The sequence below is a fragment of the Pseudomonas sp. 273 genome (assembly GCF_029201425.1).
In the GTDB taxonomy this organism is placed as follows: domain Bacteria; phylum Pseudomonadota; class Gammaproteobacteria; order Pseudomonadales; family Pseudomonadaceae; genus Pseudomonas; species Pseudomonas delhiensis.
Map to the genome: position 1 here is coordinate 805,911 of NZ_CP116775.1, position 13,845 is coordinate 819,755.

General features: G+C 66.9%; 13 protein-coding genes. 9 read left to right on the top strand and 4 right to left on the bottom strand.

The features are described 5' to 3' along the window. Nucleotides 1-204 precede the first annotated feature (204 nt). Both PKO50_RS03820 and PKO50_RS03825 read right to left on the bottom strand, forming a co-directional pair. Nucleotides 205-1,503, bottom strand: a complete 1,299-nt coding sequence (locus tag PKO50_RS03820) for an HlyC/CorC family transporter (RefSeq protein WP_109935027.1) — start codon at nt 1,501-1,503, stop codon at nt 205-207. A 46-nt stretch (nt 1,504-1,549) separates the two neighbouring features. Next, nucleotides 1,550-2,350, bottom strand: coding sequence for an inner membrane protein YpjD (locus tag PKO50_RS03825; RefSeq protein WP_089391433.1), 801 nt, complete (start codon nt 2,348-2,350; stop codon nt 1,550-1,552). Nucleotides 2,351-2,542: 192 nt separating this feature from the next. Here PKO50_RS03825 and ffh point away from each other — a divergent pair, with 192 nt between their 5' ends. From ffh to rplS, 5 genes are all read left to right on the top strand, one after another. Beyond that, nucleotides 2,543-3,916 (top strand): signal recognition particle protein, encoded by a 1,374-nt coding sequence (gene ffh, locus PKO50_RS03830; RefSeq protein WP_275628863.1) that lies wholly within the window; start codon nt 2,543-2,545, stop codon nt 3,914-3,916. A gap of 142 nt (nt 3,917-4,058) precedes the next feature. Then, a complete protein-coding gene (gene rpsP / locus PKO50_RS03835) occupies nt 4,059-4,307 on the top strand; it encodes a 30S ribosomal protein S16 (RefSeq protein WP_089391435.1) in 249 nt (82 codons plus the stop codon). 14 nt (nt 4,308-4,321) lie between these two features. Next, nucleotides 4,322-4,846: a ribosome maturation factor RimM gene (gene rimM / locus PKO50_RS03840; RefSeq protein ID WP_089391587.1), complete on the top strand. Its 525-nt coding sequence runs from the start codon at nt 4,322-4,324 to the stop codon at nt 4,844-4,846. Nucleotides 4,847-4,870: 24 nt separating this feature from the next. Next, nucleotides 4,871-5,614 carry a tRNA (guanosine(37)-N1)-methyltransferase TrmD gene (gene trmD, locus PKO50_RS03845; RefSeq protein ID WP_089391436.1) on the top strand — a complete coding sequence of 248 codons (744 nt, stop codon included), beginning with the start codon at nt 4,871-4,873 and terminating at the stop codon, nt 5,612-5,614. Between the two features lie 44 nt (nt 5,615-5,658). Next, nucleotides 5,659-6,009 carry a 50S ribosomal protein L19 gene (gene rplS, locus PKO50_RS03850; protein ID WP_009616363.1) on the top strand — a complete coding sequence of 117 codons (351 nt, stop codon included), beginning with the start codon at nt 5,659-5,661 and terminating at the stop codon, nt 6,007-6,009. 229 nt (nt 6,010-6,238) lie between these two features. Here the strand turns inward: rplS and PKO50_RS03855 are convergent, their stop codons facing one another. Continuing rightward, nucleotides 6,239-6,913, bottom strand: a complete 675-nt coding sequence (locus tag PKO50_RS03855) for a hypothetical protein (RefSeq protein ID WP_275628864.1) — start codon at nt 6,911-6,913, stop codon at nt 6,239-6,241. Between the two features lie 123 nt (nt 6,914-7,036). Beyond that, nucleotides 7,037-8,860, bottom strand: a complete 1,824-nt coding sequence (locus PKO50_RS03860) for a sodium:proton antiporter (RefSeq protein ID WP_275628865.1) — start codon at nt 8,858-8,860, stop codon at nt 7,037-7,039. A 93-nt stretch (nt 8,861-8,953) separates the two neighbouring features. On the opposite strand from PKO50_RS03860, the gene xerD reads away from it, so the two are divergent. The 4 genes from xerD (at nt 8,954) to thrC (ending at nt 13,735) form a co-directional block, all read left to right on the top strand. Beyond that, on the top strand, nt 8,954-9,850 hold the full coding sequence (xerD, locus tag PKO50_RS03865; RefSeq protein ID WP_109935031.1) for a site-specific tyrosine recombinase XerD: 897 nt from the start codon (nt 8,954-8,956) through the stop codon (nt 9,848-9,850). 177 nt (nt 9,851-10,027) lie between these two features. After that, nucleotides 10,028-10,756 carry a DsbC family protein gene (locus PKO50_RS03870; protein ID WP_089391441.1) on the top strand — a complete coding sequence of 243 codons (729 nt, stop codon included), beginning with the start codon at nt 10,028-10,030 and terminating at the stop codon, nt 10,754-10,756. A gap of 172 nt (nt 10,757-10,928) precedes the next feature. Then, a complete protein-coding gene (locus PKO50_RS03875) occupies nt 10,929-12,233 on the top strand; it encodes a homoserine dehydrogenase (protein ID WP_089391442.1) in 1,305 nt (434 codons plus the stop codon). Nucleotides 12,234-12,325: 92 nt separating this feature from the next. Further along, a complete protein-coding gene (thrC, locus tag PKO50_RS03880) occupies nt 12,326-13,735 on the top strand; it encodes a threonine synthase (protein WP_089391443.1) in 1,410 nt (469 codons plus the stop codon). Nucleotides 13,736-13,845: the final 110 nt, after the last annotated feature.

The window sequence follows — 13,845 nt, forward strand, 5'->3', positions numbered from 1 at the left end:
GGCGGGAAGCGCCACCCGGGTAGAGGCAGGCGCGGGAGCCTCGCGGCGGGTCGGGGCGAGGCCGGGCGCTTCGCCGGGCGCAGGCACGGGGCCGGGCTCGGGCTGGCGGGCGGTCGACTGGCGCCGGGCGTTGCGCGGGTAGCGCAGGCCCTGGCGCGGGATGCTGGGTAAGCAGGGGGTGATTATAGGGCGCGGGCCAGCCGCTCAGGCAAGCCCGCCGGCGCTGCCCGGCGCCGCTGCGGCGGCGCGCCCGGTGAGCCAGACGCGCACGCTCTTCACGCGGTTTTCGCCGGACTGCAGGATTTCCAGGCGGTAGGGGCCGATGCGCAGGCACACCGGGCAGTCGGGAATCTGCTCCAGCGCCTCGGTGACCAGGCCGTTGAGAGTCTTCGGGCCTTCGCTGGGCAGTTGCCAGCCGAGGGCGCGGTTGAGCTCGCGGATGTTCGCCGAGCCGTCGATCACGTAGGTGCCGTCGGCCTGGGGGTGGATGTCCGGGTTGCGCAGGGCGTCGGCGTTGCTGAACTCGCCGACGATCTCCTCGAGGATGTCTTCCAGGGTGATGATGCCGATCACCTCGCCGTACTCGTCGACGACGATGCCGATGCGCCGCTTCTGCTTCTGGAAGTTGATCAGCTGGGTGGCCAGCGGCGTGCTCTCTGGGATGAAGTAGGGCTCCAGGCAGGCCGCGCGCAGGCTGTCCTTGGTCAGCTGGTTGTGCGTCAGCAGGCGGGCGATCTGGCGCATGTGGACGATGCCCTCGACCTGGTTGATGTCGTTGCGGAACACCGGCAGGCGCGTGTGGGTGGTGTTGCGCAACTGGCCGATGATGCTCTCCACGTCATCGTCCAGGTCGATGCCCTGCACCTCGTTGCGCGGCACCATGAGGTCGTTCACGGTGATCTTTTCCAGGTCGAGGATGCTCAGCAGCATGTCCTGGCGGTTGGCGCTGAGCTTCTCGCTGGATTCGCTGACCACGCTGCGCAGCTCGTCGTTGTTCAGCGGCCGGCTGCGGCGCTGCGCCGGGTCCAGGCCGCACAGCCGCAGGATGCCGTTGCTCACCCCGTTCATCAGCCACAGCAGCGGGCTGAACAGGCGCTGCAGCCACAGCAGCGGCAGGCTGGCGGGGAAGGCCACGCGCTCCGGGCGCAGGGTGGCGTAGGTCTTGGGGGTGATCTCGCCGAAGATCAGCAGCACCAGGGTCAGCGCCAGGGCGGTGGGCGCCACCGCGAAGTCGCCCCACAGGCGCAGGGCCAGCACGGTGGCCAGGGACGAGGCGATGACGTTGACCAGGTTGTTGCCGATGAGGATGGTGCCCAGCAGGCGGTCGGTGCGCAGCAGCAGCCAGCTGGTGCGCCGCGCCGCGCGGTTGCCCTGCTTGGCCTGGTGGCGCAGGCGGTAGCGGTCGAGGCTGAGCACCCCGGTCTCGACGCTGGAGAAGAATGCCGAGCACAGCAGCAGGACGACCAGCAGGCCGATCAGGTAGCCGGGATGGATGTCGCCCATGCGTCGGGTTCCCTCAGCGTTCCGGGGCGCCCAGGCGCCGCCGGGCTCAGATGTGCAGGATGAATTCCTTGACCAGCTTGCTGCCGAAGTACGCCAGCATCAACAGGCAGAAGCCGGCCAGGGTCCAGCGGATCGCCTTGTGCCCGCGCCAGCCGAGCTGGTGGCGGCCCCACAGCAGCACGGCGAAGACCACCCAGGCGAAGCAGGAGAGGATGGTCTTGTGCGCCAGGTGCTGGGTGAACAGGTTGTCGAGGAACAGCCAGCCGGAGACCAGCGACAGCGAGAGCAGCACCCAGCCGCCCCAGAGGAAGCCGAACAGCAGGCTTTCCATGGTCTGCAGCGGCGGGAAGTTGCGGATCAGCCCGGCCGGGTGCTTGTGCTTGAGGCGGTGGTCCTGCACCAGCAGCAGCAGGGCCTGGAACACCGCGATGGTGAGCAGGCCGTAGGCCAGCACCGAGAGCAGGATGTGCGCGAGGATGCCCGGCTGCTCGTTGATCGGCTCCAGGGTGCCGTGGGGCACCAGCACCGACAGCGCGGCGGTCAGCATGCCCAGGGGGAAGAGGAACAGCAGCAGGTTCTCCACCGGGATGCGCAGGCAGGCCAGCAGGGTCAGGGCGATCACCGCCGCGGCGATCAGGTTGGCGGCGTTGAAGAAGTCCAGCACCAGCCCGGCGTCGGTCAGCAGTTGCGGCGCCAGGCCCAGGCACTGGGCGATCAGCGCGGCCAGGCCGAGCGCCAGCAGCAGGGGTTTGTTCGGCGCGGCGCGGCGCGCCAGGCAGACACCGTGGTAGGCCGTGGCGCCCAGGTAGAGGAGGGCGGCGAGCAGGCTGGGCAGCAGAGGGTGCATAGCTTCTTGGGCGAATCCTTCGAAAGGTGCCGAGTTTGGCACAGAACGGCCGTGCCTAGAAAGCAGCCGGGAACGCTTCGCTTTCTCGCTGCAGCGGGATCATCGGCGGTGTCTGTGGCCTTCGCAGTTGGTTATAATCCCGCGCTTGCTGCCACGCCCACCCCGGCCGGCCACGGCCCGATAGGAACGCGCATGTTCGAAAACCTTACAGACCGCCTCTCGCAAACGCTGCGCCAGGTCACCGGCAAAGCCAAGCTGACCGAGGACAACATCAAGGATACGCTCCGCGAAGTGCGGATGGCCCTGCTCGAGGCCGACGTGGCCCTGCCGGTGGTCAAGGACTTCGTCAACCGCATCAGGGAGCGCGCGGTCGGCACCGAGGTGTCCAAGAGCCTGACCCCGGGCCAGGCCTTCGTGAAGATCGTCCAGGCCGAGCTGGTCGAGCTGATGGGCGCGGCCAACGAGGACCTGGCGCTCAACGCCGCGCCGCCGGCGGTCATCCTGATGGCCGGCCTGCAGGGCGCGGGCAAGACCACCACCGCCGGCAAGCTGGCGCGCTTCCTCAAGGAGCGCAAGAAGAAGTCCGTGCTGGTGGTCTCGGCGGACGTCTACCGCCCGGCGGCGATCAAGCAGCTGGAAACCCTGGCCAGCGACATCGGCGTGACCTTCTTCCCCTCGGACACCAGCCAGAAGCCGGTGGCCATCGCCGAGGCGGCGATCCGCGAGGCGAAGCTGAAGTTCATCGATGTGGTCATCGTCGATACCGCCGGTCGACTGCATATCGACGCCGATATGATGGACGAGATCAAGCAGGTCCACGCGGCGATCCAGCCGGTGGAAACCCTGTTCGTGGTCGACGCCATGACCGGCCAGGACGCCGCCAACACCGCCAAGGCGTTCAACGACGCCCTGCCGCTGACCGGCGTGGTGCTGACCAAGGTCGACGGCGATGCCCGTGGCGGTGCCGCGCTGTCGGTGCGCGCCATCACCGGCAAGCCGATCAAGTTCCTCGGCATGGGCGAGAAGAGCGAAGCCCTCGACCCCTTCCACCCGGACCGCGTGGCCTCGCGCATCCTCGGCATGGGCGACGTGCTCAGCCTGATCGAGCAGGCCGAGCAGACCCTCGACCGCGAGAAGGCCGAGAAGCTCGCGAAGAAGATCAAGAAGGGCAAGGGCTTCGACCTCGAAGACTTCCGCGACCAGTTGCAGCAGATGAAGAACATGGGCGGCCTGGGCAGCCTGATGGACAAGCTGCCGATGCTCGGCGGCGTCAACCTGGCGCAGATGGGCAACGCCCAGGGCGCGGCCGAGAAGCAGTTCAAGCAGATGGAAGCCATCATCAATTCCATGACCCCGGCCGAGCGCCGCGACCCGGAAGTGATCAGCGGCTCGCGCAAGCGCCGCATCGCCCTGGGTTCGGGCACCCAGGTGCAGGACGTGGGCCGTCTGATCAAGCAGCACAAGCAGATGCAGAAGATGATGAAGAAGGTCACCGCCAAGGGCGGCATGGCCAAGATGATGCGCGGCATGGGGAGCATGTTCCCCGGCGGCATGCCGAAGATGTGAGCCGCAGGCCCGCCTGCCTGGCGGGCCGACGTGCTGCGGCTTGCGGCGCGGGGCTTTAGCTCATAGAATATGCGGCCTTTCGGGCTCCGTGCCCGGGGGCTGCATTTCTTTTTTGCAAGCAAACCATAGGAACAATGTACGCATGGTAACCATTCGTCTGGCTCGTGGCGGCTCCAAGAAGCGCCCGTTCTATCACCTGACCGTGACCAACAGCCGCAACGCTCGCGACGGCCGTTTCGTCGAGCGCGTCGGCTTCTTCAACCCGATCGCTACTGGCGCCGAAGTCAAGCTCTCGGTCAACCAGGAACGTCTGAACTACTGGCTGAGCCAGGGCGCCCAACCGTCCGAGCGCGTAGCCCAGCTGATCAAGGAAGCCGCCAAGGCTGCCTGAAGTCGATGAACACGATGCCTGCGGCCGAGGAAATGATCGTACTCGGCAAGATAGTTTCCGTGCATGGCATTCGTGGCGAGGTGAAGGTGTATTCCTTTACCGACCCGTTGGACAACCTGCTGGACTACCGGCGCTGGACGCTACGGCGTGGCACCGAGGTTCGACAGGCTGAACTGGTCAGTGGCCGCGTGCAGGGCAATGTCCTGGTGGCGAAGCTGAAGGGCCTGGATGATCGCGAAGTCGCCCGCACCTATGCGGATTTCGAGATCCTGGTACCGCGCAGCGAGCTCCCGGAGCTGGACGACGGCGAGTTCTACTGGAGCCAGTTGGAAGGTCTCAAGGTGATCGATACGAACGGGCAACTGTTCGGGATACTCGACCACATGCTGGAGACCGGCGCCAACGACGTGATGGTGGTCAAGCCCTGTGCGGGCAGCCTGGACGACCGCGAGCGCCTGTTGCCCTATACGGAGCAATGCGTGCAATCGGTGGACCTGGCAGCTGGCGAGATCAGGGTGGACTGGGACGCGGATTTCTGACCCGCAGGGTAGGAGTTTCAACCCATGTGGATCGGGGTCATCAGCATCTTTCCGGAGATGTTCCGCGCCATCAGTGACTACGGCATCACCAGCCGTGCGGTGAAACAGGAGCTGATCCGGCTCGAGTGTTTCAACCCACGCAACAACACTGATGACCGTCACCAGACGGTGGACGACCGGCCCTTCGGCGGTGGTCCGGGCATGGTGATGAAGATCAGGCCGCTGGAAGGCGCACTGGGCGATGCCCGGCAAGCCGCAGGCGGACCGGCGAAGGTGATCTACCTGTCGCCGCAAGGTCGCAAGCTGACGCAGGCGGCCGTGAAGGAACTGGCGAACGAGGAACGACTGATCCTGATCGCCGGGCGTTACGAAGGCATCGACGAGCGCTTCATTGAAGAGCATGTCGATGAGGAATGGTCGATTGGCGATTATGTCCTGTCCGGGGGTGAGCTTCCGGCCATGGTGCTGATCGACGCGGTCACGCGGTTGTTGCCCGGTGCATTGGGCCACGTGGACTCCGCCGAGGAGGACTCCTTCACGGATGGCCTGCTCGATTGTCCGCACTACACCCGACCCGAGGTGTACGCAGACAAACGTGTTCCCGAGGTGCTGCTCAGCGGCAACCACGAACACATCCGGCGCTGGCGTTTGCAGCAGTCCCTAGGCAGGACCTGGGAACGACGTGCCGATCTTCTGGATTGCCGCTCGCTTTCTGGAGAAGAGAAGAAGCTGCTGGAGGAATACATCCGCCAGCGGGACGATAGTTAACGTATCGATGGCGAGCGCCGAGCGCTTGTCTTAGGAGCACTGAGATGACCAACAAGATCATTCAGCAGATCGAAGCTGAACAGATGAACAAAGAGATTCCGGCGTTCGCCCCCGGCGACACCGTAATCGTCCAGGTGAAAGTGAAGGAAGGCGACCGTCAGCGTCTGCAGGCCTTCGAAGGCGTCGTGATCGGCAAGCGCAACCGCGGCCTGAACAGCGCGTTCACCGTTCGCAAGATCTCCAACGGCGTAGGCGTAGAGCGTACCTTCCAGACCTACAGCCCGCTGGTCGACAGCGTCAGCGTCAAGCGTCGCGGCGACGTGCGCAAGGCCAAGCTGTACTACCTCCGCGAACTGTCCGGCAAGGCAGCGCGCATCAAGGAAAAACTGGTCTGAGTCCACGACTCCCAGTCGATCCGGAAAAAAGCAGCCCTCGGGCTGCTTTTTTCATGCCCGGGATTTGGTGGGAAGGTGATGACAACCTGTAGGAGCGGGCCCTGCCCGCGATTTCGCGCGCAGGGCGCGCTCCTACAACTGTGCCTCCGGAACCGTGGGGCGCGTGCGTAGGACTCCGTCCGCGATCAGGCCAACAGACGACTCCCGGTTTCCCGGCTTCCCGGCCGCCTCACGGCCGCATGCTGACGCGCAGCGAAGCCTGGGACAGGTCGATGTCCTGCAGGCTCAGGCTGCCCATGCTCTGGCTCTGCGGGGCGCCGGCGACGCGGATGTTGTCGAAGCGCATCTCGCCGATGGAACTGGGCAGGCGCAGGCTGATGGAGCCGTCGGGGTTGACGTTGGAGGCCAGGTGCTCGGTGTCGTAGACCACGTCCTTCATCGAGGTCTCGGCCTGCAGGCTGTCCACCACCGGCAGCACCAGGCGCGCCAGCTGCTTCATGGTGCCCACGCCGTCGCCGGCCTCGGCGCTGACGAACAGGCTCTGCAGCGTCTCGTCGAAGCCCTGGGCGTTGATGCCGCTCATCTCGCTGTCGCTCAGCGGCTTCAGCCCGCGCGGCTGGTGGCTCTGGCCGATCGCCGGGGCCTGGCGCTGGATGTCCGCGCTGGCCAGCTGGAAGGGCCCGAGCAGGGCCGCCACCAGGGTGGCGGCCAGGCGCAGGTTGTTCTGTTTCTTCAGCGCCCGCTTGACCTGGCGCTCGCTGATCCAGCCCTGGGCGATCAGGGTTTCCCCCAGGCGCAGGCCGTTGCGCAACTGCAACTGGATCGCCTGGTCCAGCTGGGCGGCGCTGATCAGGCCCTTGTTGACGAGAATCTGGCCGAGGCGGGAATTCTGGGTATTGGACATGGTGGTGGACCACGTAGGCAAAGAATGATGGCGTTGTGCAATCATTGCTTCCGGCACGCCGCCTGTCACCCATCTTAGGATAGGCTGACGAAGGATTCGCCAGCCGATCCCGGGGCATTCCGACTATCGGTCGCCCTCCTTGCCGGCGGCGTCGGCGCCTTCCTCGATCAGCGCTATCACCAGCCAGCCCTCCCCGGGGGTCAGGGGCCGGGTGCTGCTGGCCACGTGCATCCAGCCCGACGGGTCGCGGGCGAACAGCAGGGTGGCGGCGTTGCCGTACAGCGCCTGGTACCGCTCCCAGCCGAAGCTCTCGCTGAGCAGGGTGCTGCGCACCTCGGCGCCGCGGGACAGCAGGCCGGCGAACTGCGGGTAGCTCAGCTCGCGCGGGCTCAGGTTCTGCCCGCGGTGCTGGTCGCTGGCGCGGTGCTTGTCGCTGCGCCGGCTCTCCTGGCCGCTGGTCAGGCTGTAGAGGCGGGCGCCGAACTCGTGGCGGAAGCGCATGCAGGCCAGGGTGTTCAGCTCGCCCGAGGGCGACAGGGCCAGCAGGTGGCCGAGGCCGACCAGGTCCAGGTGCGCCTCGGCATGCTGCGAGGTGGGATTGCCGAAGTAGGTGGGCAGGTTGTCCATGCGCGCGGCGCGGATGTTCTCCCAGCTGGAGTCGGTGAGCAGCACGCGGCTGCCGGCGTTCTTCAGCGCCGTGCCGATGGCCCGCGCCACCGGGTTGGCGCCGACGATGAGGAAGCCGCTGGGCGCCGGCTCCGCCACCTTCAGCAGGCGCGCCAGGGGCCGCGCGGTGGCGCTCTGCAGGACCACGGTGCCGATGATCACCAGGAAGGTCAGCGGCACCAGCAGCTGGGCCTGTTCATGGCCGGCCTCCTGCAGGCGGATGGCGAAGATCGCCGAGACCGCCGCCGCGACTATCCCGCGCGGGGCTATCCAGGCCAGCAGCGCGCGTTCGCGCCAGTCCAGCGACGAGCCGGCGCTGCTCACCAGCACGTTCAGCGGCCGCGCCACGAACTGGATCAGCGCCAGCACCAGCAGCGCCGCCGGGCCCAGGCCGAGCAGGGCGGACAGGTCCAGGCGCGCGGCGAGGACGATGAACAGGCCGGAGATCAGCAGCACGCTGAGGTTCTCCTTGAAGTGCAGGATCTGCCGCACGTCCACGCCCTTCATGTTGGCCAGGCACATGCCCATCAGCGTCACCGCCAGCAGGCCGGACTCGTGCACCGTCAGGTTGGCGCCGATGAAGATGCCCAGCACCGCCGACAGCGCGGCCAGGTTGTGCAGGTAGTCCGGCAGCCACTGGCGGCGTAGCACCTGGCCGAGGGCCAGGCCGCCGAGGATGCCGAAGGCGCTGCCGCAGGCGATCACCGCGGCGAAGGTCAGCAGGCTGTCGCGCCAGCCGCTGCCGGCGTCGCTGGCGGCGATGAAGCTGTACACCACCACCGCCAGCAGCGCGCCCAGCGGGTCGATGACGATGCCTTCCCAGCGCAGGATGTTGGCGATGGTCGCCTTCGGCCGCACCACGCGCAGCATCGGCACTATCACCGTGGGGCCGGTGACCAGGGTGAGGGTGCCGAACAGCAGCGCCATCTCCCAGCTGAAGTCCAGCAGCCAGTGCGTCGCCAGGGCGATCACGCCCCAGGTCAGCAGCGCGCCCCGGGTGACCATGCGCTGCACCACCTTGCCGATCTCGCGCCATTCGCTGAAGTGCAGGGTGAGGCTGCCCTCGAAGAGGATCAGCGCCACCGACAGCGAGACCAGGGGGAACAGCAGCGGGCCGAACAGCGCCTGCGGGTCGAGCAGGCCGAGCAGGGGGCCGGCGAGGATGCCGGACAGCAGCAGGAAGAGGATCGCCGGCAGGCGCAGGCGCCAGGCCAGCCACTGGCAGAGCAGGGCGCCGGCGCCGATGCCGCCGAGGGAAAGCAGAACGCGGGTTTCATCCATGCATGAGGTTCCTTGACGAGGGTTTGGCTGGCCGCGGACGGCCCGCCTGTGGAAGACTAGCCGCGCCCCGACCGCTTTAGAAACCGCCAGCGCATGACACCCGTTCCCCATCCCCTGATCGACCGTTTTCTCGACGCCCTGTGGCTGGAGAAAGGCCTCTCCGACAACACCCGCCTGGCCTACGGCAGCGACCTGGCGCTGTTCAACGGCTGGCTGGGCGAGCAGGGCGTGGGCCTGGAGCGCGCCGGCCGCGAGCTGATCCTCGACCACCTGGCCTGGCGCCTGGCCCAGGGCTACAAGGCCCGCTCCACCGCGCGCTTCCTTTCCGGGGTGCGCGGCTTCTACCGCTACTGCCTGCGCGAGAACCTCATCGCCGAGGACCCGACCCTGCAGGTGGAACTGCCGCAACTGGGCAAGCCGCTGCCCAAGTCGCTGTCCGAGGCCGACGTCGAGGCGCTGCTGGCAGCGCCCGAGACCGAGGACCCGCTGGGCCTGCGTGACCGCGCCATGCTGGAGGTGCTCTACGCCTGCGGCCTGCGCGTCAGCGAGCTGGTCGGCCTGACCCTGGAACAGCTCAACCTGCGCCAGGGCGTGGTGCGGGTGTTCGGCAAGGGCAGCAAGGAACGCCTGGTGCCGCTGGGCGAGGAGGCCATCCTGTGGATCGAGCGCTATATGCGCAATGCCCGCGGCGACCTGCTCGGCGGCCGCCCCAGCGACGTGCTCTTCCCCAGCCTGCGCGGCGAGCAGATGACGCGCCAGACCTTCTGGCACCGCATCAAGCACCACGCCAGGGTGGCCGGCATCGGCAAGTCGCTGTCGCCGCACACCCTGCGCCACGCCTTCGCCACCCACCTGCTCAACCACGGCGCCGACCTGCGCGTGGTGCAGATGCTGCTGGGCCACAGCGACCTGTCGACCACCCAGATCTATACCCACATCGCCCGCGCGCGCCTGCAGGAGCTGCACGCCCAGCACCACCCGAGGGGCTAGAGGCGGCTGCAGGCTACAGGCGGCAGGCTGCAGGAAAGAGCCGGGCAAGGTGCAGCGGGACGCCCGCTCTTCGCCTGTAGCCTGCCGCCTGCGGCCTGTAGCCTCGTGCTACAAGCGTGCGGTTCGGTGGAGGGCCGCCCTGTGATAGTCTTCGGGGTTCATCCACAGGAGTTTTCCATGCGTCTGTCCCGATTCCTGGTTGCCGCGGCCCTGGGCCTGGCCAGCACCTTCGTCCTGGCCGCCGAGCCCGACCAGACCATCCGCAAGACCCTGCAGTCGCTGCAGCCCGACCTGCCCATCGAAGCCATCAGCGCCAGCCCGGTGCAGGGCCTGTACCAGGTCCAGCTCAAGGGCGGCCGCGTGCTCTACGCCAGCACCGACGGCAACTTCGTCGTGCAGGGCAACATCTACCAGGTGAAGGATGGCGCGGCCACCAACATCACCGAGGTCGCCGAGGCGGCCGGCGTGGCCAAGACCATCAATGCCCTGCCCGCCAGCGACATGGTGGTGTTCCCCGCCCAGGGCAAGGCCAAGGCCCACATCACCGTGTTCACCGATACCACCTGCCCCTACTGCCAGAAGCTGCACGCCGAGGTGCCGGAGCTGAACAAGCGCGGCATCGAGGTGCGCTACCTGGCCTTCCCGCGCCAGGGGCCGAAGTCCCCGGGCGACCAGCAGCTGCAGGCGGTGTGGTGCTCCAAGGACCGCGCCGCGGCCATGACCGACATGTTCCACGGCAAGGAAATCAAGGCCGCGCAGTGCCCCAACCCGGTGGACAAGCAGTTCGAGCTGGGGCAGATGGTCGGCGTGCAGGGCACCCCCGCGATCATCCTCGAAAGCGGCCAGATGCTGCCGGGCTACCAGAGCGCCGGCGAAATCGCCAAGCTGGTGCTGGACACCAAGTGAATCGGGCCCTGCGCCTGATTTGACTAATGGGGAGCCGCTTCGTAATGTGCGGTTCCTTTAACCATGAGGCCGGGCGCTCGCCCGGCCTTCGTACGGTACGTCCCCGTCCCCGCCGCCTGCGCGCCGCGTGCCGGGGCGTACCCCGTTTGCCGCGATGATGGGGAGTTTCAGCGTGAAACCGGTGAAAGTGGGAATCTGTGGGTTGGGGACCGTCGGTGGCGGTACCTTCAATGTACTCAAACGCAACGCCGAGGAGATTGCCCGCCGTGCCGGGCGTGGTATCGAGGTTGCGCAGATTGCCGCCCGTCGCCCCAACCCGAAATGCGAAACCGGCAGCACCCCCATCACTGCCGACATCTTCGACGTGGCGAACAACCCGGAAATCGACGTGGTCATCGAACTGATCGGTGGCTACACCCTGGCCCATGAGCTGGTGCTCAAGGCCATCGAGAACGGCAAGCACGTGGTCACCGCGAACAAGGCGCTGATCGCCGTGCACGGCAACGAAATCTTCGCCAAGGCCCGCGAGAAGGGCGTGATCGTCGCCTTCGAGGCCGCGGTGGCCGGCGGCATCCCGGTGATCAAGGCGATCCGCGAAGGCCTGGCGGCCAACCGCATCAACTGGCTGGCCGGCATCATCAACGGTACCGGCAACTTCATCCTCACCGAGATGCGCGAGAAGGGCCGCGCCTTCGCCGACGTGCTCAAGGAAGCCCAGGCGCTGGGCTACGCCGAGGCCGACCCGACCTTCGACGTCGAGGGCATCGACGCCGCGCACAAGCTGACCATCCTGGCGTCCATCGCCTTCGGCATCCCGCTGCAGTTCGACAAGGCCTACACCGAGGGCATCACCAAGCTGACCACCGCCGACGTGAACTACGCCGAGGCCCTGGGCTACCGCATCAAGCACCTGGGCGTGGCGCGCCGCACCGACAAGGGCATCGAACTGCGCGTGCACCCGACGCTGATCCCGGCCGACCGCCTGATCGCCAATGTGAACGGCGTGATGAACGCCGTCATGGTCAACGGCGACGCCGCCGGCTCCACGCTGTTCTACGGTGCCGGCGCCGGCATGGAGCCCACCGCTTCCTCGGTGGTCGCCGACCTGGTCGACGTGGTCCGCGTGCTCACCACCGACCCGGAGAACCGCGTGCCGCACCTGGCGTTCCAGCCGGACGCGCTCTCCGACCACCCGATCCTGCCGATCGACGCCTGCGAAAGCGCCTACTACCTGCGCATCCAGGCCAAGGACCACCCGGGCGTACTGGCCCAGGTGGCGACCATCCTCTCCGAGCGCGGCATCAACATCGAATCGATCATGCAGATGGAAGTCGAAGAGCATGACGGTCTGGTGCCGATGATCCTGGTTACCCACCGCGTGCTCGAGTCCCGCATCATCGAAGCCATCGCCGCGCTGGAAGCGCTGGATGACGTGGTCGGCAATGTCGTACGCATTCGCGTCGAACAGCTCAACTAATCGGGCTGCAGGCTACAGGCGGCAGGCGCCAGGCGGAAAAGCCTGCCGCCTGCCGCCTGAGGCCTGAAGCCAAAACCGAAGGTTTTGAACAAATGCGCTACATCAGTACCCGCGGCCAGGCGCCCGCGCTGAACTTCGAAGACGTGCTGCTGGCGGGCCTGGCCAGCGACGGCGGCCTCTACGTGCCGGAAAACCTGCCGCGCTTCACCGTCGAGGAGATCGCCTCCTGGGCCGGCCTGCCGTACCACGAGCTGGCCTTCCGGGTGATGCGCCCGTTCGTCGCCGGCAGCATCAGCGATGCCGATTTCAAGAAAATCCTCGAAGAGACCTACGGCGTCTTCGCCCACAACGCCGTGGCGCCGCTGCGCCAGCTGAACGGCAACGAATGGGTGCTGGAGCTGTTCCACGGCCCGACCCTGGCCTTCAAGGACTTCGCCCTGCAACTGCTCGGCCGCCTGCTCGACCACGTGCTGACCAAGCGCGGCGAGCGCGTGGTGATCATGGGCGCCACCTCCGGTGATACCGGCTCGGCGGCCATCGAGGGCTGCAAGGCCTGCGAAAACGTCGACATCTTCATCATGCACCCGCACAACCGCGTGTCCGAGGTGCAGCGCCGGCAGATGACCACCATCCTCGGCGAGAACATCCACAACATCGCCATCGAAGGCAACTTCGACGACTGCCAGGAGATGGTCAAGGCCAGCTTCGCCGACCAGGGCTTCCTCAAGGGCACCCGCCTGGTGGCGGTCAACTCGATCAACTGGGCGCGGATCATGGCCCAGATCGTCTACTACTTCCACGCCGCCCTGCAGCTCGGCGCACCGGCCCGCTCGGTGGCTTTCTCGGTGCCCACCGGCAACTTCGGCGACATCTTCGCCGGCTACCTGGCGCGCAACATGGGCCTGCCGGTCAGCCAGCTGATCGTGGCGACCAACCGCAACGACATCCTGCACCGCTTCATGTCCGGCAACCGCTACGACAAGGACACCCTGCACGCGTCGCTGTCGCCGTCCATGGACATCATGGTCTCGTCCAACTTCGAGCGCCTGCTGTTCGACCTGCACGGCCGCAACGGCAAGGCCATCGCCGAGCTGATGGACGCCTTCAAGGCCACCGGCAAGCTGTCCGTCGAGGACGACCGCTGGACCGAGGCGCGCCGCCTGTTCGATTCCCTGGCGGTGGACGACGAGCAGACCTGCCAGACCATCGCCGAGGTCTACGCCGAGTGCGGCGAACTGCTGGACCCGCACACCGCCATCGGCGTGCGCGCCGCCCGTGAATGCCGCCGCAGCCTGGCCATCCCCATGGTCACCCTGGGCACCGCGCACCCGGTGAAATTCCCCGAAGCGGTGGAAAAGGCCGGCATCGAGGCCGTCCCGGCGCTGCCGGCGCACCTGGCCGACCTGTTCCAGCGCGAAGAGCGCTGCACCGTGCTGCCCAACGAACTGGCCAAGGTCCAGGCCTTCGTCAGCGCCCACGGCAACCGCGGCAAACCGCTCTAAGCCGGTCGAAAGAAAAGCCCGCCAGCTTGGCGGGCTTTTTCGTTTCCGGGGCAAATATCTGAGGTTATTGAACTTTTTCCTGCAGAAAGAGGTCTTTTCCTGACGTATCC